Consider the following 22,340-nt stretch of genomic DNA (forward strand, 5'->3'; position numbering starts at 1 on the left):
AAACCGGCGGAAATGCTCTTCCGAGAGAATTTGGCAGTAATCCGGAGCAATAAGAAGAACTTTGCCGGTCAATACGGGTTAATCAGTGCTTACACAACCTTTATATATAATATGGACAAATTGTAAACTTTTTAATTTACAAAGTTTAATTTATAATGGGAAACGTTCAATTGTCTGAAAAGTTAAATTTGAATTTAACGAATTGAATAAACTTAATCATGGAGGTGTGAGTGTTTGCTGACATTAGAAAATGTCTCGAAAATGTATAAAGGCGGGAAAAAAGCCGTCAACAGCATCAACCTGAATATCGCCAAAGGCGAATTTATTTGTTTTATCGGACCGAGCGGCTGCGGTAAAACGACGACGATGAAAATGATCAACCGCTTAATTGAACCGACAGAAGGCAGAATCCTGATAGAAGGCCGAAACATTATGGAACAAGACCCGGTGGAACTCAGAAGAAGCATCGGCTATGTCATCCAGCAGATCGGGCTGTTTCCGCATATGACCATTCAGCAGAACATTACGCTCGTTCCGAAGCTTTTAAAGCATCCTGCCGAAAAACGGAAGGAACGGGCGCGGGAGCTTTTAAAGCTCGTTGATATGGGGCCTGAATATTTAGACCGTTACCCTCATGAACTGAGCGGAGGACAGCAGCAGCGAATAGGTGTATTACGGGCACTTGCCGCAGAGCCGCCGCTCATCTTAATGGATGAACCGTTCGGGGCGCTTGACCCGATTACGAGAGATTCCCTTCAGGAAGAATTTAAAAAACTGCAAAAAACCTTACATAAAACCATCGTATTTGTTACCCATGATATGGATGAAGCCATCAAGCTAGCGGACAGAATCGTCATTCTGAAAGCGGGAGAAATCGTCCAGGCCGGAACGCCTGATGAGATTCTCAGATTTCCGGCGAATGAATTTGTTGAGGAGTTTATCGGCAAGGAACGGCTGATCCAATCATCCAGCCCTGATATTGAACGGGTGGAGCAGATCATGAATCCCGATCCCGTGACGGTAACACCTGAGAAAACACTGTCAGCCGCCATTCAGCTGATGCGTGCCGAGCGGGTGGATTCGCTGCTCGTCATTGATGAAAAGAACGTTCTCCAAGGTTATGTCGATGTGGAGATGATTGACCGCAAACGAAGACAGGCGGTAACCGTCGCGGAAGTGCTTGAACGGGATCTGTACACGGTCAGAAGCGGCACTCTGCTCCGCGACGCCGTCCATAAAATTTTAAAAAGAGGCATGAAATTTGTGCCGGTCCTTGATGAAGCCGGCCGATTAACGGGAATCGTGACAAGGGCAAGCCTCGTTGACATCGTCTATGACTCCATCTGGGGAGAAGAGAATCAGCTCGCGGTGATGTCATGAGGAGGCTTCAATTGATATGAATCAGACCGTGCAATTTTTACAGGCAAATGGAGGAGAGATGCTTTATAAAACATGGGAGCATCTGTACATCTCATTAATCGCCGTCATGGCGGGCATTCTCGCCGCCGTTCCGCTCGGCGTCCTGCTGACGAGGATGAAAAGAGGAGCCGGCGCCGTCATCGGCATCGTCAACATCATTCAAACCTTGCCGAGCCTTGCCATTCTTGCGTTTTTTATTCCGCTTTTAGGCGTAGGAAAGGTCCCGGCCGTTGCGGCGCTGTTTTTCTATTCCATGCTGCCGATTCTCAGAAACACGTATACGGGGATTCTCGGCGTCAATCGGCATCTTCTGGAATCGGGAAAAGGAATCGGCATGACGGCATGGGAGCAGATCAGGCTTGTAGAGCTCCCGCTTGCCGCTCCGGTCATCATGGCGGGCATCAGAACGTCTTCGATTTATTTAATCGGCTGGGCGACGCTCGCCTCCTTTATCGGCGGAGGCGGGCTGGGAGATTACATTTTTATCGGCTTGAACCTTTATCAGCCGGAGTATATTATCGCAGGCGCCGTTCCGGTCACAGTGCTGGCGGCCGCCGTCGATTACATGCTGGGGATGACAGAACGGAAAGTCACGCCTGACGGGCTGAAGAGCATAAAGGATGCTTCATAAGGAGGAGGTCTCTCATGGGGAATAGATGCAAAAAACGGCTGCTCGCAATCGCCTGTATCGGCATGCTGCTCCTTGGCGGATGCTCGCTCCCGGGATTGAGCGCCGCATCGGAGGATACCATTAAAATCGGCGCGCAAAGCATGACCGAATCAGAAATTATCGCGAGCATGCTCGGACAGATGATCGAACATCACAGCGGGTTGAAAACATCCGTTATTAAAAATCTCGGTTCCAACGCCGTACAGCAGCAATCCTTGATCAACGGTGATATTGATATCGCCGCTACGCGCTATACAGGTGACGCGCTGACCGGGACGCTTCGCATGGAGCCGGAAAAAGACCCGGACAAAGCGCTGCGGCTCGTTCAGCGTGAATTTCAAAACAGATATGACATGAAATGGTTTGATTCTTACGGCTTTGATAATACATACGTCTTTACCGTTTCCGGACAGCTTGCCCGCAAGTACCATTTAGAATCGGTATCCGATGTCAAAAAAGAAGCGTCTCATCTGAAATTCGGCGTAGATAACTACTGGATGAAGCTGAGAGGCAACGGATATCAGGATTTTATGAACACATACGGAATGTCATTTGAAGGCACGTATCCGATGCAGATCGGCCTCGTTTACGACGCGCTGAAAAGCAGAAAGATGGATATCGCGCTCGCTTATTCCACCGACGGAAGAATCATCGCTTACGGACTGAAAACGCTGAAGGATGATAAGCGGTTCTTTCCTCCGTATGACTGTTCACCCGTCGTTCCGGATCAAGTATTAAAAGAGCATCCCGAACTGGAGGGCGTGATCAATAAAATGATCGGCGCGATTGATACAAAGATGATGCAGAAAATGAATTACGAAGTTGACGGCCGATTAAAAGAGCCGTCCGTCGTGGCCAAGGAATATTTAGAAAAACATCATTACTTTGAATAACGGAAAGGAGATGTGCGGATGGACACGATGAAGGAGCTGTTTACGTATTACGCTCAAAACGGCAGCTATGTTCTGTATGAGTGCTGGCGGCACTTTCTCATGTCGGCGTACGGCGTCGTTTTCGCCGCCGTTTTCGCCATTCCGGCCGGAATTGTGACAGCAAGGCACGGGCGTCTCTCCGGCTGGGTGTTTGCTGTGGCGAATGTGATTCAAACCGTTCCGGCGCTGGCGATGCTCGCCGTCCTGATGCTTGTCATGGGACTCGGCGCCAATACGGTCATCACGGCTTTGTTTTTGTATTCCCTGCTGCCGATTCTCAGAAATACGCACACGGGCATTATCAATATCGAGCACGCTTATCTCGAGTCGGGAAAAGCGATGGGCATGACGAAATACCAAATCCTTCGTATGGTGGAGCTGCCGCTTGCGCTTTCCGTCATTATGGCGGGTCTCCGAACGGCGCTCGTCATTGCCATAGGCATCACGGCGATCGGCACCTTCGTCGGGGCTGGCGGCCTCGGCGATATGATCGTCAGAGGGTCGAACGCGACAAACGGAACCGCCATTATTCTGGCGGGCGCCATCCCGACCGCGCTGATGGCGGTAGCCGCAGACCTGCTGATGGCGTGGCTGGAACGAGCCCTCAGCCCGGTGAAAAAACAAAAAAGAAAGCTGATCGTACGCTCAGCCTCATGAAAAAAAGCATTCTTCCGCGAGAAGGATGCTTTTTTTGATTTCTTGATTAAATTTTGATAACTGCGCTGTAAAGTCTTACTTATCAAATAACAAAGCAGAGGGGTAATCAAATGAGCAACATCATAGAAACGAGACAGCTGCAAAAATCATTCGGCAGACAACAGGCAGTGGCTGATGTGTCTCTATCAGTAAAACGCAACAGTATATACGGCCTGCTCGGTCCGAACGGCGCGGGAAAATCAACAACACTTAAAATATTGACCGGCATGCTGCAGCAAACATCCGGCGAGGTCCTGTTCGACGGACATACATGGAAGCGCGAAGACTTGAAAAGCATCGGTTCCCTGATTGAAGCGCCGCCGCTTTACAGCAACCTGACAGCCGCTGAAAATCTGAAAGTCCGCTGCGTGATGCTCGGACTGCCTGATTCAAGAATTGCGGAAGTGCTGGAAATCACGGGATTAACGGGAACCGGAAAAAAGCGCGCCGGACAATTTTCCATGGGAATGAAACAGCGTCTCGGCATTGCGTTAGCATTATTAAGCCGTCCGTCGCTCTTAATTCTTGATGAGCCGACAAACGGATTGGACCCGATGGGAATTCAGGATTTGCGGGAATTTATCCGCTCCCTCCCCGGACAGGGCATGACGGTTATTTTATCAAGCCATCTGTTATCAGAAGTCGAGCAGATCGCAGACCATATCGGGATCATCAGTGACGGCGTTTTAGGATATCAGGGAGAAATCAGCCGGGAAGATGATCTGGAGCAGTTGTTTCTGGAGGTAGTCAAATCAACACGGGAGAAAGCGGGGACAGGAAAATGATTCAGTACATGCAGGCGGAACATCTTACATCTAAAAGAACATTTATCAGAAAGCTCATCATTCTGATTCCGCTTCTGAACACGGCTTTTTCTTTTCTGCTGAATACGGCTTATTTTATGACGGGCACGTTCAATTGGTGGGCGGTTATTTTCATGCCGCTCATGATTGCTCTAATGTGCGGTTTATCTGTTAAAAAAGAGAAAAAATCTGCGAATGACCGCGCGGTGTACTCATTGCCGGCAGATTTAAAAAGCATATGGCTCTCAAAAATAAGCTTGATCGCGCTGTATTCACTCCTGTCGCAAATCGTTTTTTTCATCATCATGTTTTTACTTGGCCTTGTATTTCCGGGAATTGCTGCGCTGCAGCTGAAAGGCGTTGAAGCAGGCTCCCTTTTATGGCTGACGACGCTTTGGGAAATTCCGTTCTGCTTATGGATTGCCAGACAGTTCGGATTTACGGCAGTCATTCTCGTGAATATGATCGCCGCTTTTGTTTTGGGTATTGTGCCGGCGTCCGGTTCATTGTGGTGGCTGAGCCCATGGAGCTGGTCAGTCCGGGTGATGTCACCGATTCTTGGGATCCATCCGAACGGAATTCCGCTTCCCGCAGACAGCGGCTTATTAAACGGAAACGTGATCATTCCGGCTATTATTCTTTCTATTCTTTCTTTTATCGCGATAAGTTTTGTTTCCGCAGTGTCTTTTTCAAAAGGGGGAAACCGGTCATGACCGTGCTTTTACGATATATGTGGGCCGATGTATTAAAAATGAAGCGCACGCCGCTCATATGGATGCATGTTGCGGCGCCGGCCGTATGCGCGGGATTTTTCCTGTTATATATGATGTATGGAAGGATTCAGGAGCCTTATGTGCTGTACAGCGTCTTCTTCAGCGCGATTGCCGTTTTATACCCTTTCATCATCAGTATTGTCTGCGGCATGTCTGCCTCCGTCGAGGAACAGGCGGGCCATTTTCAGATGATGCTGGCGGTTCCGTATTCGAAAATCGTCAGTTTTGCGGGCAAGCTGCTTCTATTGCTGCTGTTGAATGTGTTATCGATAGGTCTTGTCATCTGTCTTTATTTGGCGGGGATGAAATTTGTTCTTCACATCAATGATCTCCCCTATCTTACGTTTTTAAAAGGAGGGGCGTGGCTGATTGCCGGCAGTATTCCGCTTTATATGATGTCTTTTTTTGTCGGCGTAAAGTACGGCATGGGACCGTCCGGACTTTTAGGGGGTGCGGGATTATTAATGGCGGCGCTCATGAATACGGGACTTGGCGATATCATCTGGCGTTTTTTCCCGTGGGGATGGAGCGTGCGGCTTTCAGGCCTTGCAGGACTGCTGCATTTTGACAAAGTCAAAAAAGAGTTCCTCCCTTATGTAAGATACGATATGAGATTCGGAGAAATAATGTTATATTTTTCTATAGTGATATTATGTCTGGCCGGCCTCTTTTGGTGCAGAAGATGGGAAGGGCGGCGTTCATATGAATAAAGGCAAGGAGCGATTCAGCCGGTGGCATACATTTTAGCAATTGATGATGAAAAAGATATTCTCGTTCTGATCAGAAACATTTTACAGCGTGATCAGCATACAGTAACGATTCTGGAAAAAGCGGAGGATCAGTCATTGGATTTTTTTCAAGGCTATGATTTGATTCTTCTCGATGTCATGATGCCCGGAACGGACGGGATTGAACTCTGCCGGCGGATTCGGCCGCTGGTGGACAGCCCGATCCTGTTTTTAACGGCAAAGTCTGACGAAGAATCCATTGTGAAAGGCCTCATGACAGGCGCTGATGATTACATCACAAAGCCGTTCGGCGTACAGGAATTGATGGCAAGGGTAAACGCGCATGTCAGAAGGGAACGGCGTGAGAAGCATCAGACGAAACGGCTGATATCAGGCTTCATGTTTGATTTTGACAATAAAGAAGTGTGGATGGATGACCGGAAACTGCCTCTTACGAAAAACGAATATAAAATCGTTGAATTTCTGGCACAGCATAAAAACAGAACATTCTCACGGGAGCAGATTTACGAGGAAGTGTACGGCTTGGACGGCGATGCGCTCTATTCAACCATTACGGAGTTTATCAGAACCATCCGGAAAAAATGTAAAGAACACGGGGCTGATCCGATCAAAACGGTGTGGGGTGTCGGATACAAATGGGAATAGCAAAAGGAAAATCCAGCATCCGCAAAGAGCTTGTCAAATTTACCATCACGCTGTGTCTGAGCACGATGGGGGTGGCGGCATTATGTGTCGCCTTAAATGCCATTGCCATGAATGCCGGAGCGATCCTGCCCGCAAACTACAGCGAGCATGAGGCGGAACAGATCAAACCCCGCCTGAAATCAGCGGAAAAGATAACAGAAGATATGATCCCCGCAGGTATGACATACGCCGTTTTTGATAAAAAAACAAAGCGGATGACGAAAGGAACGATGACGGAACAAGATGCGGCCAACGCCAGAAAAAAGATTCAGCATCAGCCGTATTTTAATTATGCTCAAAAAGGATTCATGGTGATAAATCGGAAAGATGAATACGGCGTTCTCCAATATTCACTCAGGTCGGAATTTCAGTCGCCGCTGTTAAGGCGCTATCTGCCGAATTATGAATGGACGGGTCTTACGATTCTGATCACTTTGCTTCTTTTGACCGTTTTTATCGTGACGACGCGTTTCGCCAATCAGCTGAGACGGCATTTCAGCACACTCAGCTCCATTACGGCAAGCATTCAAAAACAGAATTTAAATATCAATCCAAAAAGGTCGCGTATAAAAGAATTTGACGATGTCATTGACTCTCTGCTGAAAATGAAAGACGCGCTTCAAGCATCTCTGGCGGCGCAGTGGGAGGCGGAGCGGATAAAGAAAGAACAGATCGGCGCGCTTGCGCATGATATTAAAATTCCGGCAACGATCATTAAAGGAAATGCCGAGCTGCTTCAGTTAACAGAGCCTGATGAGGAGCAGGCGGAATATGCGCAGTATATTCTGGATGCCGGAAACAAAATCGAGCATTATGTCGGACAGCTGATCCAGCTTTCCAAAGCGGAGGAGGCAGTTGCCGTTCATGTGGAATATACTGACCTCAAAGAGTGGATTCAAAACATATATCGTGACGCGGCGGCGCTTGCGGGGCCGAAGCAGATTGATCTCGTCCTCAGCGAACGGGGAAGTGACCGAAAAGAAGCGCCGATCGATCATGAGCTGCTCCACAGGGCGGTCATGAATATCGCGGCAAATGCCGTCGACTATACGCCGGAAGGAGGAGAAATCCGTGTGGACGTCCTGTGCACCGATTCCGCCCTCCATCTTGCCGTATCCGACAGCGGAAGCGGGTTCTCGCCGGAAGCGCTGAAAAGAGCGACACAGCTTTTTTACACGGAGGATAAAAGCAGACATTCGGCGGGGCATCACGGCATGGGGCTTACATTCGCCCATCATGTCGTACATCTTCACCACGGCGAATTAATACTTGAAAATCAGGAGTCTGGAGGAGCCCGGGCGGAGATTCGAATTCCGCTGGAAGGCGTCAGACAAAAACAAGCCCTGCACGTATGAGGGCTTGTTTTTTCTGTTTCCATGTTTCTTTGAGAAAGGCAAAAATAAAAACGGCTGCCCGTTTGAGAGATCAGCCGCTTATGCGGAAAAGAGTTTATCAGGAAGGATCAATCCATTGTGAAGACCACTTGGAAATTTCCTCTAAAATAGGGGCTAATGCGCAGCCTTTTTCCGTTAATGAATACTCAATGCGGACAGGCGTTTCGGGGATAACATCCCGTTTGATGACACCTTCTGTTTCAAGTTCTTTCAGACGTTCTGACAAGACTCTTCCGCTTAAATTCGGAAGCGCCGCTTCAATTTCGCTAAATCGCTGCTGTCCGTTCAATAACTGAAAGACGATTAGAGCCACCCAGCGTTTACTTAGGATGTCGACCGCTTTTTCGAATCTGGGGCACATTTCTGATTGGTTCATGCTTTTTCACCTCGTCTTCTGCTATTATACCGCAAAATCGGAGGGAACGTATGTCTGGCGCTCGTTAAGTTGGGAGGGAATCAAAAAGAGGATGAGGAATCCGGGGAGCGCTTTTTCGCTTCAGCCGCGATAAAATCAAAGTATTTGCTGACGCTTTCAATATCTTCTTTTGTGAAGTGCTGCCACTTTTTGCTGTCAAACAGCGGCAGATGCTCCGCGCCTCTGTCAACGGCGGTCTGATAGATGGCGCAGATGGATTGATAGCTTTCGGATGTTTCGCGGATTTCCTCCTGAAATGCCTTGATGTGTCCGGCCCGCGCCATTAACTCCTCGTACGGAATTTTTAATGTGTCCGCCAATTTTCTGATGGTCGCGGGTTTAGGAATGCCGCGGTGCCCGTTTTCAATTCTGGAAATGGTCGCCGAGCTGACACCGGAATAGACGGCAAGCTGATTGACGGTAAGCTTCCGGGCGCGGCGCAGCTCTCTTAATTGCTTTCCGAATGTGTTCAATAAGATCGCCTCACATGTGCAAAGTCATGAGTCTTCGTTTGTTCTTTTTTTGGCTTCCGCCGATAAGAACGCAAAGTATTTATCAAGCAGAACCAAGTCTTCTTTCGACAGGTGCCGCCAGTTCTCCCGCTCCAATAGGGATAAATCATGCAGCTCATACGTTTCGGCTTTTTCCAGCAAGGTGCAGCCCGTGTCGTACGGGGCTCTCGTTTCCTGGACGGTCTCTATGTATCCCGCCGTCTGCATCAGTTCCTCATACGGGATTTTTAACGCATCTGCAAGCTTTTTAATGGTTGCAGGTTTCGGCACCCCGCGTTTGCCGTTTTCAATCCGCGAGATTCCCGCGGCGCTGACGCCTGAATACGTTGCCAGCTGGTTCACTGTCAGATGCCTTTTTTCCCGCAATGTCCGCAATTGTTTCCCGAAGCTTTCCACAGTCTCTCCCCCTCCCGCGGTCTATTTATATTCTAGTATGTTTATTGACTAAAGGGAATAGCCAGGCTGGAAAAGTATTGACAAAAGTTAACAAAAGCCGTATCTTATGTATAAGAAAGAAAGTATTTGACAGAACGGAAGGTGAAGAAAGTGGTCGAAAAGATACAGATCAGAAGAGATTATGTGCTGCAGTATATGGTCAATAATGACTACTCGTTAAACCAGCTCGCCCTGGAGATCGGAATATCTCCCGCCACACTGAGCCGTGTACTGAATGGAGAGCGGAGGCCGGGACAGCTGGTCATCGGAAAAATGCTCTATTACTTTGACATGAAATTTGAAGATCTTTTTTACTACGACTTTGTTGACAAAAGTCAATGATGATGGAAGATTCAAACGCATTTCCGTTTTTCTGACATGATGTGCACCGATACGGCGTGACATGCCTTTGTTTTTCATGTAAAATAGAAGCAATGTAGGCCAGTCAGTCTGGAGGTGTATGGGATGCACACATTATTGATTACCTTATTGGTTATCGTCAGTATTGCACTTATTATTGTCGTATTGCTTCAAACCAGCAAAAGCGCCGGTTTATCGGGTGCAATTTCAGGCGGGGCGGAGCAGCTTTTCGGAAAACAGAAAGCAAGGGGCCTTGATCTGATTCTTCACCGCACAACCGTTGTGCTGGCAGTCTTGTTTTTCGTGTTGACGATTTCGCTGGCGTATATCGTATAAGGCAATGTTTGTATAAGGTCTGATTTAATATCAGGCCTTTTTCTTGTTGAGAGACGGCGTTTGTTTCTCGCAAAACTGTGGAAAACTAAATTGAATGTGCAAAAAAGGGGTTATGAGCATGAAAATTGTGACACCAAAACCATTTACATTTAAAGGCGGAGACAAAGCGGTGCTTCTGCTGCACGGATTTACGGGAAATACGGCAGACGTCAGAATGCTCGGCCGCTACTTGAATGAGCGCGGCTACACTTGTCACGCGCCTCAATATAAAGGGCACGGCGTTCCGCCGGAAGAGCTGGTACATACGGGGCCTGAAGATTGGTGGAAAGACGTCATGGACGGTTATGGATATTTACGGTCTGAAGGCTATGAAAACATTGCGGCCTGCGGACTGTCGCTTGGCGGGGTTTTTTCATTGAAATTGGGTTACACTGTACCCATAAAGGGAATTGTTCCTATGTGTGCGCCGATGCACATTAAAAGTGAAGAGGTTATGTACGAAGGAGTTCTTTCCTACGCGCGCAATTATAAAAAATTCGAAGGAAAACAGCCGGAGCAGATTGAAAAGGAAATGAAGGAGTTTGAAAAAACACCGATGAATACGCTCAAATCGCTTCAAGAGCTGATTGCCGATGTGCGCAAAAACGTCGACATGATCTATTCCCCGACATTTGTGGTTCAGGCACGGCATGACCATATGATCAATACAGAAAGTGCGAACATCATTTACAACGAGGTGGAAACGGACGACAAACAGCTGAAATGGTATGAAGAATCAGGCCATGTCATCACGCTCGATAAAGAACGGGACCTCGTTCATCAGGATGTGTACGAATTTTTAGAGAAACTCGATTGGTAACAAACAGGAGGTCGAATAATGGAAAAAGAAGCGTTTATGGACCGTCTTCTCGCGTTTATGAAGGAAGAGGCGTACAAGCCCCTTACCGTTCAGGAACTCGAGGAGATGCTGAACATCACGGAAGCAGATGAATTTAAAGAGCTGGTAAAAGCGCTGGTGGCGCTCGAGGAGACGGGACAGATCGTCCGCACCAGAAGCAACCGCTACGGGCTTCCGGAAAAAATGAATTTAGTAAAAGGAAAAATTTCCGCGCATGCAAAGGGATTCGCGTTTCTATTGCCGGAGGATACCTCTTTAAGCGACGTGTTTATTCCGCCGAATGAGCTGAATACGGCCATGAACGGCGATATCGTTATGGTGCGGCTCAATTCCCAGTCAAGCGGATCGAGACAGGAAGGCACGGTCATCCGCATCCTGGAAAGAAGCATCGACCGCGTCGTGGGCACATACACAGAAACGAAAAGCTTCGGCTTTGTCATCCCGGATGATAAGAAAATCACGAGTGATATTTTTATTCCGAAACATGCCAATAACGGCGCTGCGGAAGGCCATAAAGTCGTCGTCAAACTGACAAGCTACCCTGAAGGCAGAATGAACGCCGAAGGAGAAATCGTTGAAATACTCGGCCATAAAAATGATCCGGGGATCGATATTTTATCAATTATCCATAAGCACGGCCTGCCGGGGGACTTTCCGGCTGAAGTGATGGAGCAGGCAACAAGCACGCCCGATACCATCGATGAAAAAGACATCAAAGACCGCCGTGATCTCCGCGATCAGGTCATTGTCACCATTGACGGCGCGGATGCGAAGGATCTGGATGACGCCGTCACCGTGACAAAGCTTGATAACGGCAGCTACAAGCTCGGCGTTCATATTGCCGACGTCAGCCATTACGTCACGGAGAATTCCCCGATTGACAAAGAAGCGCTGGAAAGAGGGACAAGCGTGTACTTGGTTGACCGGGTCATTCCGATGATTCCGCACAGACTGTCTAACGGAATCTGTTCTTTAAATCCGAAGGTCGACCGGCTGACGCTTTCCTGCGAAATGACAATCAACCAGCAGGGGCAGGTAACAGAGCACGAGATCTTCCAAAGCGTCATTAAAACGACGGAAAGAATGACCTATTCAGATGTCAACCGGATCCTCACAGAAGACGACGCCGAGCTGAAAGAAAGATATGAGCCGCTCGTCCCGATGTTTAAAGACATGGAACGTCTGGCGGAAATTCTCCGGGCGAAACGGATGGACCGCGGCGCCGTGGATTTTGATTTCAAAGAGGCGAAGGTGCTCGTCGATGAGGAAGGCGCCGTAAAAGACGTCGTCATCAGAGAGCGCTCAGTAGCGGAAAAGCTGATTGAAGAATTCATGCTTGTCGCAAACGAAACGGTGGCCGAGCACTTCCATTGGATGAACGTGCCGTTTATTTACCGGATTCACGAAGAGCCGAACGCCGAAAAACTGCAAAAGTTCCTGGAGTTCGTCACGACATTCGGTTATATCGTCAAAGGAAAAGCCGGAGACATTCACCCCCGCGCGCTGCAAAGCATTCTTGACGAAGTACGGGACCGCCCGGAAGAAACGGTGATTTCAACCGTCATGCTCCGTTCCATGAAGCAGGCGAAATACGACCCGCAAAGCCTGGGCCATTTCGGGCTGGCGACTGAGTTTTATACACACTTCACATCGCCGATCCGCCGTTATCCTGACTTAATCGTTCACAGGCTGATCAGAACGTATTTGATCAACGGACAATCGGACGAAGCGACTCAAGAAAAGTGGGCCGAACGCCTTCCGGAAATCGCTGATCATACGTCAACGATGGAACGTCGCGCCGTTGACGCCGAGCGGGAAACGGACGATCTGAAAAAAGCGGAATATATGCTTGATAAAATCGGCGAGGAATTTGACGGCATGATCAGTTCCGTCACGAATTTCGGAATGTTTGTCGAGCTGCCGAATACGATTGAAGGTCTTGTGCACGTCAGCTTTATGACGGATGATTATTACCGTTTTGACGAGCAGCATTTCGCCATGATCGGTGAACGCACGGGCAACGTTTACCGCATCGGAGACGAAATCACGGTCAAAGTCGTCGACGTCAATAAAGATGAGAGAAACATCGACTTTGAAATTGTCGGCATGAAAGGCACCCGCCGTCCGAGAGAAACGACAGGCGACCGCAGAAAACGCGGCAGACCGGCGCGGAAACGCGTGTTAAACAGCAATACCCCGGCTTCACCGCCGAAATCGGAGGAAAAAGGGGAATGGTTTACAAAACCGAAGAAGAAAAAGAAAAAACGCGGTTTCCAAAACGCGCCGAAACAAAAACGCAAAAAGAAGAAGTAAATGCGAAAAGCAAATGGGGCAAAATGCTCTGTTTGCTTTCTTTCGCAAGCCGCATTTTCATTGTCGCGGAACGCTCCATTTGCTAAAATAAAGCGTATCGCACACATGAACGGTTTTTGCGGAGAGAGGAGGATAAGGCATGCCAAAAGGATCAGGCAAAGTATTATCGCAAAACAAAAAAGCAAACCATGATTACTTTATAGAAGAAACCTATGAAACAGGCATCGTGCTGCAAGGGACGGAGATTAAGTCCATCCGCGCCGGCCGCGTAAACATGAAGGATTCCTTTGCGAAAATCGAGCGCGGCGAAGTGTTCCTCCACAACATGCACATCAGCCCGTACGAGCAGGGAAACCGCTATAACCACGACCCGCTCCGGACGAGAAAGCTTTTGATGCACCGGAAAGAAATCAATAAGCTGATCGGCCTGACGAAAGAGAAAGGCTATTCCCTCGTGCCGCTGAAGCTGTATTTGAAAAACGGCTTCGCCAAAGTGTTAATCGGCCTCGGAAAAGGGAAGAAAACATACGATAAACGCGAAGATTTAAAACGAAAAGACGCCAAAAGAGAAATCGAAAGAGCGTTCAGAGACAGACAAAAAGGCTTCTGATGCATGAGCCTTGATGTGATAACTGCCGTATGCTATACTGTTCACACATCAGATTCACAGGCTGTTTATTGAAGATATTCCCAATTGAATTTGCCTGTGATCATGGTATAATAACAGTACAGCCAGTTGAGCAAGAGCTTGATAGATCTCCCGTATACCCTTAACAAGGGGACGTTACGGATTCGACAGGGATGGATCGAGCTTGAGCTGCGAGCCGAGAGGCGATCTCGTTAACACGCACCTAAATATAACTGGCAAAACTAAAAGTTTTAACCAAAACTTAGCACTAGCTGCCTAATAAACGCAGCGAGCTCTTCCTGACATTGCCTATGTGTCCGTGAAGAGCACATCCAAGTAGGCTACGCTTGCGTTCCCGTCTGAGAACGTAAGAAGAGACTGACAGACTAGCTCTCGGAAGGCCCGCCCGCAGGCACGAAGACGAGTGAAACACGATATATGCAGGCTACGCTCGTAGACGCTTAAGTAATCGATGTTTCTGGACGTGGGTTCGACTCCCACCGTCTCCATACATAACAGAGGAACCGCAGTGCCGTCACATGACGCACTGCGGTTTTTTCATGCCGAAATCAAGGAGTGAAAGTGAATGGAAATCGTCATCATAGACGAAAAAGATGTTACAAGCACAGAAGCATTACACCGAATCTTAAAAGATCAATTAGATTTCCCGGACTATTATGGTGAAAATCTGAATGCCTTATGGGATTGTCTGACAGGCTGGATAGAATATCCGCTGACTTTGGTGTGGAAGAATTTTGAGGCCAGTCAAAAGGCATTGGGTTCGGATGCTGATGATGTATTAAGGATATTAAAAAAGGCTCAGGCAGAATTAGATGGTGAATTTTTCATTCAAATCGATCAGCCGTCAGCCGGGACAACGGACAGGCACTAAAAAGTGCGTACTTCCCCTCATCTATTTTTCTATCCGATAATAGGGACGGAAGGTTTCAGGCTTTCGATTTCTGTCCATATATAAGAAGAGACTTGCGATAGGGAGGAATGGATGATGGATTTGCAGTTGAAAGGGAAGACGGCGCTTGTGACAGGATCTACGTCAGGCATCGGGAAGGCGATTGCGGCTTCGCTGATTGCAGAAGGTGCGGCCGTGATCATTAACGGCCGCCGTGAAGAAAAGGTGAACGAAACGATCCGGGAACTAGAGAAACAGACGCCGGATGCCCGTCTCTATCCGGCCGCATTTGATTTAGGCACGGCGGAAGGGTGCGGCGCGATTTTTCAGCAGTATCCGGATGTGGATATTCTCGTCAACAATTTAGGAATCTTTGAACCTGCGGAATACTTTGATATTCCTGACGAAGAGTGGCTCCGGTTTTTCGAGGTGAATATCATGAGCGGCGTGAGGCTGACACGCCGGTATGCAAAGCGGATGATTGAACGGAAGGAAGGGCGGGTGATTTTTATCGCGAGTGAAGCGGCCGTCATGCCTTCTCAGGAAATGGCCCATTACAGCGCTACGAAAACGACGCAGCTGTCGCTGTCACGCAGTCTGGCCGAGCTCACGGAAGGGACGAATGTGACGGTGAATACGGTCATGCCCGGCTCCACGAAAACAGAGGGCGTCGAAACAATGCTCGAGTCGCTTTATCCCGGTGAAAACCTGACCGCGGTGGAGGCGGAGAGACGATTTATGAAGGAAAATCGTCCGACGTCGATCATTCAGCGATTGATCCGTCCGGAAGAAATCGCCCACTTTGTCGCCTTTTTAAGCAGCCCGCTGTCGTCTGCCATTAACGGATCTGCATTGCGGATCGACGGCGGCTTGGTGCGGAGCATTATATAAGATGAACGTAAAAAAACCCCCGTAAAGCGGGGGTTTTTTTAATGCGGATCACGCTGAAACCGGCCGATGATCCTGCTGATTAAATCTTTTGTGGCGCAGTCAAAATGCTCTTCTTTTTGGTTTGTCAACAGCCCGACCGGTGGTGAAATTGTTAAGTTATTGATCGGAATGACCTTCGTGCCCTCGATCGGTTCTGAGTGCGCCGTCGCCGTAAAGATTGAGACGCCGATATTTTCCCTGACATAGTATTGATGAGCCATGCTGCTGGTCAGCTCCATTTTTCGATAGCGGCTCCCGATGGCACGCTGCAGGTGCTGTTCAATTTGAATCCGGATCGGGCAATTGGCGGGCGTGAAAATCAGGCATTCATTTTCTAAATCCTCGAGATTGACGCTTGCTTTGTCGGCAAGGGGATGTCTGTCTGACACGATGACATTGAGCGAGTCATGGAAAAACGGATCGAAATAATTTTCCAGAATCAGCTCCGGCTCGCCGCATACGGCAAAATCAATGGAGCCCTCCAGCAGTTTGCGGCTGCATGTATTGGCATCATCCACGCTGACATTGACCGACATGTCAGGATAATCATGTAAGAAACCCCGCAGTACGGCAGGGAAGATCAGACTTGCCGTCGGTTCGGATATGCCGATCTGAATAAGGCCGGCCTGGCCCTGTCTGATGTCGGCCAAAGTATGGTCAAGCACCTCGTATTGCGCGAGAAGCTGCCCGGCCCGCTCATGAAACAGCCGCCCCGCCCTTGTCAGTTTCAGCTTCTTTCCCCGTTCAAACAGCTGCGCGCCTACATCCTGTTCCAGCTGTTTAATCCGCATTGAAATCGTCGGCTGTGAGTAGTTCAGAATTTCGGCGGCCTTATAAAAGCTGCCTGACTGTACGATGGTATGAAACGTTTTAATGGTGCGTAATTCCAACGAAATCCCCTCCCGGCTGTTCATTAATTTTCTTGAACCTTTCCTTTACTTTTTTTGATTAGTCAAATAAATCAGTTTGCTTTATAGTATAAACAATCAAAGCTTAGTAAACAAATTGGAATTATATATTTTTGCGGGGAGAGTGACTTGAATGAGTGAAGACATTTTTCGATTGGCTGAGAAAAAGGATGCGCCGGAGTTTTTAGAGCTGCTGTACAGCGCGTTTCAGCCGATCCGCAATTTGGAGATTGACTGGCCGTCGGCGCGGGCCGACATCGATATGGTAACAGAAAATATTGAAAATCATTCAGCCGTCGTGCTCGAACGGGACGGACGGCTTCTTTCAACAATTACGATCCGTTTTCCGTGGGAGAGTGACACGCCTCCGTCAAAATATCCGTTTGTCTGGTGGTTTGCGACGCTTCCTGAGCTGAAGGGGCAGGGCATCGGCAGCAAACTTTTGACTTATGTGGAAGAACACGTGCTGCGGGATACGCTGAAGGCCCCGGCCATCACGCTCGGCACTTCGGCGCGCAAGCATCCCTGGCTTGTAGATATGTACAGACGGAGGGGGTATGAAGTGTATTTTGAGCAGGAGAAAGACGGAGACATCGGAGTCATGATGAGAAAGGTGCTCATACCGGAGCGGTTTGACGCGTCGCTGTTAGGCACACCGAGCTGGGCGCAATGATAAAAAAACGGATCAGAGCCGGCTGTCTGCTTCTGCTGCTCGGCGTGCTGGCCGGGTGCGGGCAAGGAGAAAGCACAAAAGCGGGGAGCGGCGTGCAGACCGTCATTGTCGGCACGGGAACTGATTTTCCGAACATTGCTTTTATGGATGAAAAAGGCGAGCTGACCGGCTATGACATTGAAGTGATGAAAGCCATTGATAAACAGCTGCCGCAATACAAATTTGTCTTTAAGACGATGGATTTTTCGAATCTGCTCACAAGTCTCGGAAACCGGAAAATTGACGTGATCGCGCACAATATGGCGAAAAATAAGGAACGGGAGAAACGCTTTTTGTATCACAAGATCCCGTATAACTACTCGCCGATGTACATCACGGTGAAGGCGGATAATGACGCGATACACACGCTCCGGGATTTAAAAGGGAAAACCGTCATCGTCGGCGCGACGTCAAACGCGGCGGACTATATGACGGCATACAACAAAACCCACGGCAGCCCGATACATTTGAAATACGCCGGGCAGGGCAGCAATGATACAGCAAACCAAATTGAGACGGGACGCGCTGACGCCACCGTATCCACGCCGTTTGCCGTCGATTTTCAAAATAAGACGCACGCGTTCAAACAAAAAACGGTCGGTGATGTGCTGCTGGATACCGAGGTGTATTTTATGTTCAATAAAAACAGCCAAACCCTGGCGGACGATACGGATCGGGCGATTCAAAAGCTTGAGAAGGACGGCACATTGAAAAGGCTGAGTGAAAAATGGCTCGGCGCGGATTATTCAAAATCAAGTTTCACGAAATAATTGAAGCAGAAAACGGGGCGATCACATGAAAATAAGATTGGCGGTCATGTCATTAACAATTGCCGCAACGGCGGCGTTATCAGCCTGCGGCGCGGGCGGGGAGGCGGCATCAGGCAATCAGAAAAACGTGAACAACATCACGGTCGGCACGGGAACTCAATTTCCGAATATTTGCTTTATTGATGATAAGGGCAAATTGACGGGCTACGACGTTGAGCTGGTGAAAGAGCTTGACAGGCGCCTGCCGGACTATCGTTTCACCTTTAAAACGATGGATTTCTCCAACCTGCTTGTCAGCCTCGGCCAGCATAAAGTCGATATCATAGCCCATCAAATGGAAAAAAGCGCCGAACGGGAGAAAAAATTTCTGTTCAATCAAGTCGCGTATAACAACTTCCCGCTGAAAATCACGGTGCTTCAAGAAAACGGGAACATTCACGGCATTGATGACTTGAAAGGGAAGCGGGTCATTACGAGTCCGACGTCAAACGGCGCGCTTGTGCTGAAGAAATGGAATGAAAAACACGACAGTCCGTTTGAAATCGCTTATGCCGGCCAAGGCTCCAACGATGCGGCCAATCAGCTGAAATCCGGCCGCGCCGATGCGACGATTTCAACGCCGTTTGCCGTCGATTTCCAAAACAAAACGAGCGCGATCAAAGAAAAAACAGTCGGCGGGGTGCTGTCAAATGCCAAAGTGTTCTTTATGTTTAACAAAAATGAACAAACGCTGAGCGATGACATTGATAAAGCCCTGCAGGAAATCATTGATGACGGCACGCTTAAAAAGCTGAGTGAAAAGTGGCTCGGCGCGGATTATTCAAAGGAGCAATATTAAGTGAAAAAGAGAGGGATCGGCAATGGAAAAAGCGTTTGATATCAGTATGATCGCGTCCTTTGTGCCGACATTGCTCGGGTATTTGCCCGTCACGCTGTATATATTGGCGGTGTCTTTGCTGTTCGGCTTTCTATTGGGGCTGCTTTTGGCGCTGCCCCGCATCTATCGCATTCCCGTTTTGAATCAGTTTGCGAAGCTGTATATCTCTTTTTTCAGAGGAACGCCTATCATGGTGCAGCTGTTCATTGTATTTTACGGTATTCCGGCGCTCACGGCGCTCGCCGGGATTGATACCTCCAAAATGGACCCTTTGTATGCGGCCATCGCCACGTATGCGCTGAGCAGCGCGGCAAGAGCGGCCGAAATCATCAGGGGAGGTGTGAACAGCGTCGACCGCGGGCAGGCGGAGGCGGCGTTCAGCATCGGGCTGAACGGGGGGCAGACATTCCGGCGCATCATTCTGCCGCAGGCGCTCGTGCAGGCCTTTCCCAACATCGGAAATATGGTGATTGGTTTCTTAAAAGATACATCACTCGCTTTTTCGATCGGGGTGATGGATATGTCGGGCAGAGGACAGACCTTGATTACATCGAGCAATCATTCTTTAGAAGTGTATATCTCGCTTTCTGTTCTGTATTATGCGGCCGCCCTTTTATTTGAACGTGTCTTCAGATGGGCCGAAAAACGAATCAAGAAAGATGAGACGCGCCTTGTGACGGTTTTTGACATGAGCGCGCACGGCTGAAAAGGAGGGAGAACAGTGGAGCTGGACATTCCGTTTATCGGCACTGCGATAAAACAAATGGTGAAAACCGTTCCGCTTACATTGGCGATGACGGTCATTCCGATTATCACCGGATTTTTCATAGCTCTCGGCAATATCACGGTGCGTATATTCCGCATCAAATGGCTGCTGGCCTGCTCATCGTTTTACGTGTCTTTTTTCCGCAGCACCCCGGCGATTCTCCATATTATGCTGATTTATTTAGGGATTCCGCTGATTGCCGATCAATTCAGCCGCGCGTTTCATCTCGGCTGGTCGGCCAATCAGATTCCGGTCGCCGTGTTTGTCATCATGGCACTGTCATTAATGGCAGGCGCTTATATGACGGAAATTCTCCGATCCGGGATCATGGCCGTCGATACAGGGCAGGCGGAGGCGGCATATTCAATCGGCCTGACGCGGGGACAGATGATTCGGCGCGTGGTTCTGCCGCAGGCGTTCATGATATCGCTGCCGAACTTCACCAATATAGGCATCGGCTTTTTGCATACCACTTCCATCGCTGCAATTGTTGCAGTGCCTGAAATTACAGGAACGGCGACGATTGCGGCATCCGATAACTATGCGTTTCTGGAAGCATTTATCGGGGCGGCCGTGATTTATTGGGGATTAACGCTGATTCTCGAAGCTGTAAACAGTCTGGCGGAAAAAAGGGCAGCCAGATATCAAGGAGGCGCATTATGATCGAAATCCGAAACATTCAGAAACATTTTGGCAGTCATCACGTGCTAAAGGGGATCAATTTAAGTGTCCGGAAAGGAGAAGTCGTGACCATCATCGGCCCGAGCGGTTCCGGGAAAACCACTTTTCTGCGCTGCCTTAATTTACTTGAGCGGCCGGATGAGGGCGCCATTTCGCTGCACGGTGAAGTCATTAACTGCAAAAAGCCTGCCAAAAAAGACATTCTCAGACTGAGGAAACAGACGGCGATGGTTTTTCAGCAATATCATTTGTTTTCGCATAAAACGGCGATTCAAAATGTCATGGAAGGCCTGACGGTCGCAAGGAAAATGAAAAAACCAGATGCGTACGCCATTGCCGAGCGGGAACTGGCCAAGGTGGGGCTTCAAGATAAATTGCACGCCTATCCGAATCAACTGTCGGGAGGCCAAAAGCAGCGGGTCGGGATTGCCCGGGCGCTTGCTATTCATCCTGATGTCATGCTGTTTGATGAACCGACCGCAGCCCTCGATCCGGAGCTTGTCGGCGAGGTGCTCGAGGTGATGCTTAACATTGTGCGGACCGGCGCCACCATGATCATTGTCACACATGAAATGGAATTCGCCAGAAGAGTGTCCGACCAAATTGTGTTTATGGATGAAGGAGCAATCGTGGAACAAGGAACGCCTGAGGAAGTCTTTTACAAGACGAAAAAAGAAAGAACGAAGAAGTTCCTCCGCCGCGTGCTGCCTGATTACGTTTATGACATAAAAGAGCGCATAAAGGAGCCTGTCGTATGATTCGTTTAAGCATTTTAGACCAAAGTGTCACCGCGGAAAACCAAACCGCAGAAGAAGCCTTGCGGCAAACGGTGAAATTGGCTCAGGAGGCCGAACAATACGGATATGACCGTTTCTGGGCGGCGGAGCATCATAACAATGAAGAGATAGCGGGATCAGCGCCGGAAATTGTTCTGGGGTATCTTGCCGCAAGCACGAAAAAAATCCGTCTCGCATCCGGCGGGGTGATGCTGCAGCATTACAGTCCCTATAAAGTGGCGGAGCAGTTCCGGGTTCTGTCCGCCCTTGCTCCCGGCCGTGTGGCGCTTGGTGTCGGCAAAGCGCCCGGCGGATTTCAGCTGTCAACCGATGCGCTGCAGCGGGAGCTTATCCAGCCCGCCCGTTTATTTGAAGAAAAGCTTGAGGAGCTGACTCATTTCATCCGAAATGATTTTCCGGACTCGCATCGCTACGCGTCATTGCGGCCGGCGCCGCATACTGAGTATGCGCCTGACCTCTTTTTGCTCGGCGGCAGCGCGGAAAGCGCGATATCCGCGGCCAAACTCGGCATTTCCTTCGTTTTCGCCTATTTCATAAACGGTGAAGAGGCTGCGTTAGAAAAAGCGCGCCACGCCTTTGACGAGCATCTGCCGAAAGGGTCGAAGGCAGAATTTCACCTTGCGCCGATGGTATTTACCGCGCATACAAAAGCAGAAGCGGAAAAACACGTGGTATCGCGTGAGTCGGTCAAAATCATTCTCGAAGACGGCAAAAAGGTGAATGTCGGTTCCCGGGAACAAGCGGAAGCGTTTCTTGAACAAGTCACGCAGCCATATAAGCTGATTACACAAAAGACGGGTGTGATTGCCGGGACAAAAGAAGAGGCCGCCGCCGAGCTGCGACGATTATCCGTTCAATACAGCATTACTGATTTTGTGATTTTGTCGCCTATCAAAAACGCTGAGGAAAAACGATTGTCTTACCGGCTGTTAAGCGAAGCGGTGCAGCCGGCCCCACAATTATAGGAGGGAT

The 22,340-nt window shown here is 49.0% G+C and carries 27 protein-coding genes and 1 other RNA gene; 24 read left to right on the forward strand and 4 right to left on the reverse strand.

What is annotated here, in order from left to right:
• Positions 1-234 precede the first annotated feature (234 nt).
• The 9 genes from RUW00_RS11715 to RUW00_RS11755 all read left to right on the forward strand — a co-directional run bounded on the left by RUW00_RS11715 (position 235) and on the right by RUW00_RS11755 (position 8,081).
• The gene (locus RUW00_RS11715; protein WP_014418902.1) at positions 235-1,380 is read left to right on the forward strand and encodes a betaine/proline/choline family ABC transporter ATP-binding protein; all 1,146 of its coding nucleotides are present in this window, start codon (positions 235-237) and stop codon (positions 1,378-1,380) included.
• A 16-nt stretch (positions 1,381-1,396) separates the two neighbouring features.
• Positions 1,397-2,050, forward strand: coding sequence for an ABC transporter permease (locus RUW00_RS11720; RefSeq protein WP_017418898.1), 654 nt, complete (start codon positions 1,397-1,399; stop codon positions 2,048-2,050).
• Between the two features lie 14 nt (positions 2,051-2,064).
• Positions 2,065-2,982: an osmoprotectant ABC transporter substrate-binding protein gene (locus tag RUW00_RS11725; RefSeq protein WP_022553803.1), complete on the forward strand. Its 918-nt coding sequence runs from the start codon at positions 2,065-2,067 to the stop codon at positions 2,980-2,982.
• Between the two features lie 18 nt (positions 2,983-3,000).
• A complete protein-coding gene (locus RUW00_RS11730; RefSeq protein ID WP_021494139.1) occupies positions 3,001-3,678 on the forward strand; it encodes an ABC transporter permease in 678 nt (225 codons plus the stop codon).
• 110 nt (positions 3,679-3,788) lie between these two features.
• Positions 3,789-4,502, forward strand: coding sequence for a lantibiotic protection ABC transporter ATP-binding protein (locus tag RUW00_RS11735; RefSeq protein WP_022553802.1), 714 nt, complete (start codon positions 3,789-3,791; stop codon positions 4,500-4,502).
• A complete protein-coding gene (locus RUW00_RS11740) occupies positions 4,499-5,233 on the forward strand; it encodes a lantibiotic immunity ABC transporter MutE/EpiE family permease subunit (RefSeq protein ID WP_022553801.1) in 735 nt (244 codons plus the stop codon). The genes RUW00_RS11735 and RUW00_RS11740 overlap by 4 nt, the downstream gene beginning before the upstream one ends.
• On the forward strand, positions 5,230-6,003 hold the full coding sequence (locus tag RUW00_RS11745) for a lantibiotic immunity ABC transporter MutG family permease subunit (RefSeq protein WP_022553800.1): 774 nt from the start codon (positions 5,230-5,232) through the stop codon (positions 6,001-6,003). Before RUW00_RS11740 ends, RUW00_RS11745 begins: the two co-directional genes overlap by 4 nt.
• A gap of 21 nt (positions 6,004-6,024) precedes the next feature.
• Entirely contained in the window at positions 6,025-6,687 is a 663-nt protein-coding gene (locus tag RUW00_RS11750) for a response regulator transcription factor (protein WP_280144632.1), read from the forward strand.
• On the forward strand, positions 6,678-8,081 hold the full coding sequence (locus tag RUW00_RS11755; RefSeq protein ID WP_014418896.1) for a sensor histidine kinase: 1,404 nt from the start codon (positions 6,678-6,680) through the stop codon (positions 8,079-8,081). The genes RUW00_RS11750 and RUW00_RS11755 overlap by 10 nt, the downstream gene beginning before the upstream one ends.
• A 97-nt stretch (positions 8,082-8,178) precedes the next feature.
• Here the strand turns inward: RUW00_RS11755 and catR are convergent, their stop codons facing one another.
• From catR to rghR, 3 genes are all read right to left on the reverse strand, one after another.
• Positions 8,179-8,496 (reverse strand): catDE operon transcriptional regulator CatR, encoded by a 318-nt coding sequence (gene catR, locus RUW00_RS11760; RefSeq protein WP_007613812.1) that lies wholly within the window; start codon positions 8,494-8,496, stop codon positions 8,179-8,181.
• A gap of 80 nt (positions 8,497-8,576) precedes the next feature.
• Positions 8,577-9,008, reverse strand: a complete 432-nt coding sequence (locus RUW00_RS11765) for a helix-turn-helix domain-containing protein (protein WP_003151674.1) — start codon at positions 9,006-9,008, stop codon at positions 8,577-8,579.
• A gap of 24 nt (positions 9,009-9,032) precedes the next feature.
• Positions 9,033-9,443, reverse strand: a complete 411-nt coding sequence (gene rghR, locus RUW00_RS11770) for a transcriptional repressor RghR (protein WP_003151677.1) — start codon at positions 9,441-9,443, stop codon at positions 9,033-9,035.
• 195 nt (positions 9,444-9,638) lie between these two features.
• On the opposite strand from rghR, the gene RUW00_RS11775 reads away from it, so the two are divergent.
• From RUW00_RS11775 to RUW00_RS11810, 8 genes are all read left to right on the forward strand, one after another.
• Positions 9,639-9,824 (forward strand): helix-turn-helix domain-containing protein, encoded by a 186-nt coding sequence (locus tag RUW00_RS11775; protein WP_087920807.1) that lies wholly within the window; start codon positions 9,639-9,641, stop codon positions 9,822-9,824.
• Between the two features lie 123 nt (positions 9,825-9,947).
• Positions 9,948-10,178, forward strand: coding sequence for a preprotein translocase subunit SecG (gene secG, locus RUW00_RS11780; protein WP_003151681.1), 231 nt, complete (start codon positions 9,948-9,950; stop codon positions 10,176-10,178).
• 118 nt (positions 10,179-10,296) lie between these two features.
• Entirely contained in the window at positions 10,297-11,037 is a 741-nt protein-coding gene (locus tag RUW00_RS11785) for an alpha/beta hydrolase (RefSeq protein WP_121984745.1), read from the forward strand.
• Between the two features lie 18 nt (positions 11,038-11,055).
• A complete protein-coding gene (gene rnr, locus RUW00_RS11790; protein WP_021494134.1) occupies positions 11,056-13,389 on the forward strand; it encodes a ribonuclease R in 2,334 nt (777 codons plus the stop codon).
• A 139-nt stretch (positions 13,390-13,528) separates the two neighbouring features.
• Complete coding sequence (smpB, locus tag RUW00_RS11795) at positions 13,529-13,999, forward strand: SsrA-binding protein (RefSeq protein WP_003151688.1); 471 nt, start codon at positions 13,529-13,531, stop codon at positions 13,997-13,999.
• A 167-nt stretch (positions 14,000-14,166) separates the two neighbouring features.
• Positions 14,167-14,529: a transfer-messenger RNA gene (gene ssrA / locus RUW00_RS11800) on the forward strand.
• A 74-nt stretch (positions 14,530-14,603) separates the two neighbouring features.
• Positions 14,604-14,909 (forward strand): barstar family protein, encoded by a 306-nt coding sequence (locus RUW00_RS11805; protein WP_014418893.1) that lies wholly within the window; start codon positions 14,604-14,606, stop codon positions 14,907-14,909.
• 114 nt (positions 14,910-15,023) lie between these two features.
• Entirely contained in the window at positions 15,024-15,818 is a 795-nt protein-coding gene (locus RUW00_RS11810; protein ID WP_014721805.1) for an SDR family NAD(P)-dependent oxidoreductase, read from the forward strand.
• A 38-nt stretch (positions 15,819-15,856) separates the two neighbouring features.
• Here the strand turns inward: RUW00_RS11810 and RUW00_RS11815 are convergent, their stop codons facing one another.
• Positions 15,857-16,747: a LysR family transcriptional regulator gene (locus RUW00_RS11815; protein ID WP_094296294.1), complete on the reverse strand. Its 891-nt coding sequence runs from the start codon at positions 16,745-16,747 to the stop codon at positions 15,857-15,859.
• A gap of 151 nt (positions 16,748-16,898) precedes the next feature.
• Between RUW00_RS11815 and RUW00_RS11820 the strand changes: the two genes are divergently transcribed.
• The 7 genes from RUW00_RS11820 to RUW00_RS11850 are packed head-to-tail and all read left to right on the forward strand — an operon-like array spanning position 16,899 to position 22,333.
• Complete coding sequence (locus RUW00_RS11820; RefSeq protein ID WP_003151702.1) at positions 16,899-17,438, forward strand: GNAT family N-acetyltransferase; 540 nt, start codon at positions 16,899-16,901, stop codon at positions 17,436-17,438.
• Positions 17,435-18,247: an amino acid ABC transporter substrate-binding protein gene (locus RUW00_RS11825; protein WP_014418889.1), complete on the forward strand. Its 813-nt coding sequence runs from the start codon at positions 17,435-17,437 to the stop codon at positions 18,245-18,247. The genes RUW00_RS11820 and RUW00_RS11825 overlap by 4 nt, the downstream gene beginning before the upstream one ends.
• A gap of 25 nt (positions 18,248-18,272) precedes the next feature.
• The gene (locus RUW00_RS11830; RefSeq protein WP_280144631.1) at positions 18,273-19,085 is read left to right on the forward strand and encodes an amino acid ABC transporter substrate-binding protein; all 813 of its coding nucleotides are present in this window, start codon (positions 18,273-18,275) and stop codon (positions 19,083-19,085) included.
• A gap of 22 nt (positions 19,086-19,107) precedes the next feature.
• Positions 19,108-19,830 (forward strand): amino acid ABC transporter permease, encoded by a 723-nt coding sequence (locus tag RUW00_RS11835; protein ID WP_017418910.1) that lies wholly within the window; start codon positions 19,108-19,110, stop codon positions 19,828-19,830.
• A gap of 15 nt (positions 19,831-19,845) precedes the next feature.
• The gene (locus RUW00_RS11840; RefSeq protein WP_280144630.1) at positions 19,846-20,553 is read left to right on the forward strand and encodes an amino acid ABC transporter permease; all 708 of its coding nucleotides are present in this window, start codon (positions 19,846-19,848) and stop codon (positions 20,551-20,553) included.
• Complete coding sequence (locus RUW00_RS11845; protein ID WP_072177462.1) at positions 20,550-21,329, forward strand: amino acid ABC transporter ATP-binding protein; 780 nt, start codon at positions 20,550-20,552, stop codon at positions 21,327-21,329. Before RUW00_RS11840 ends, RUW00_RS11845 begins: the two co-directional genes overlap by 4 nt.
• Positions 21,326-22,333: an LLM class flavin-dependent oxidoreductase gene (locus RUW00_RS11850; protein WP_094296291.1), complete on the forward strand. Its 1,008-nt coding sequence runs from the start codon at positions 21,326-21,328 to the stop codon at positions 22,331-22,333. Before RUW00_RS11845 ends, RUW00_RS11850 begins: the two co-directional genes overlap by 4 nt.
• Positions 22,334-22,340: the final 7 nt, after the last annotated feature.

Source organism: Bacillus sp. IS1, assembly GCF_032461585.1.
GTDB classification, from domain to species: domain Bacteria; phylum Bacillota; class Bacilli; order Bacillales; family Bacillaceae; genus Bacillus; species Bacillus velezensis.

Excerpts from the sequence above, each read along its gene's own strand:
- RUW00_RS11720 (WP_017418898.1), top strand. The coding sequence starts at position 1,397 with ATGAATCAGACCGTGCAATTTTTACAGGCAAATGGAGGAGAGATGCTT.
- RUW00_RS11725 (WP_022553803.1), top strand. The coding sequence starts at position 2,065 with ATGGGGAATAGATGCAAAAAACGGCTGCTCGCAATCGCCTGTATCGGC.
- RUW00_RS11730 (WP_021494139.1), top strand. The coding sequence starts at position 3,001 with ATGGACACGATGAAGGAGCTGTTTACGTATTACGCTCAAAACGGCAGC.
- RUW00_RS11735 (WP_022553802.1), top strand. The coding sequence starts at position 3,789 with ATGAGCAACATCATAGAAACGAGACAGCTGCAAAAATCATTCGGCAGA.
- RUW00_RS11740 (WP_022553801.1), top strand. The coding sequence starts at position 4,499 with ATGATTCAGTACATGCAGGCGGAACATCTTACATCTAAAAGAACATTT.
- RUW00_RS11745 (WP_022553800.1), top strand. The coding sequence starts at position 5,230 with ATGACCGTGCTTTTACGATATATGTGGGCCGATGTATTAAAAATGAAG.
- RUW00_RS11755 (WP_014418896.1), top strand. The coding sequence starts at position 6,678 with ATGGGAATAGCAAAAGGAAAATCCAGCATCCGCAAAGAGCTTGTCAAA.
- catR (WP_007613812.1), bottom strand. The coding sequence starts at position 8,496 with ATGAACCAATCAGAAATGTGCCCCAGATTCGAAAAAGCGGTCGACATC.
- RUW00_RS11775 (WP_087920807.1), top strand. The coding sequence starts at position 9,639 with ATGGTCAATAATGACTACTCGTTAAACCAGCTCGCCCTGGAGATCGGA.
- secG (WP_003151681.1), top strand. The coding sequence starts at position 9,948 with ATGCACACATTATTGATTACCTTATTGGTTATCGTCAGTATTGCACTT.
- RUW00_RS11785 (WP_121984745.1), top strand. The coding sequence starts at position 10,297 with ATGAAAATTGTGACACCAAAACCATTTACATTTAAAGGCGGAGACAAA.
- rnr (WP_021494134.1), top strand. The coding sequence starts at position 11,056 with ATGGAAAAAGAAGCGTTTATGGACCGTCTTCTCGCGTTTATGAAGGAA.
- smpB (WP_003151688.1), top strand. The coding sequence starts at position 13,529 with ATGCCAAAAGGATCAGGCAAAGTATTATCGCAAAACAAAAAAGCAAAC.
- RUW00_RS11805 (WP_014418893.1), top strand. The coding sequence starts at position 14,604 with ATGGAAATCGTCATCATAGACGAAAAAGATGTTACAAGCACAGAAGCA.
- RUW00_RS11810 (WP_014721805.1), top strand. The coding sequence starts at position 15,024 with ATGGATTTGCAGTTGAAAGGGAAGACGGCGCTTGTGACAGGATCTACG.
- RUW00_RS11820 (WP_003151702.1), top strand. The coding sequence starts at position 16,899 with ATGAGTGAAGACATTTTTCGATTGGCTGAGAAAAAGGATGCGCCGGAG.
- RUW00_RS11825 (WP_014418889.1), top strand. The coding sequence starts at position 17,435 with ATGATAAAAAAACGGATCAGAGCCGGCTGTCTGCTTCTGCTGCTCGGC.
- RUW00_RS11830 (WP_280144631.1), top strand. The coding sequence starts at position 18,273 with ATGAAAATAAGATTGGCGGTCATGTCATTAACAATTGCCGCAACGGCG.
- RUW00_RS11835 (WP_017418910.1), top strand. The coding sequence starts at position 19,108 with ATGGAAAAAGCGTTTGATATCAGTATGATCGCGTCCTTTGTGCCGACA.
- RUW00_RS11845 (WP_072177462.1), top strand. The coding sequence starts at position 20,550 with ATGATCGAAATCCGAAACATTCAGAAACATTTTGGCAGTCATCACGTG.
- RUW00_RS11850 (WP_094296291.1), top strand. The coding sequence starts at position 21,326 with ATGATTCGTTTAAGCATTTTAGACCAAAGTGTCACCGCGGAAAACCAA.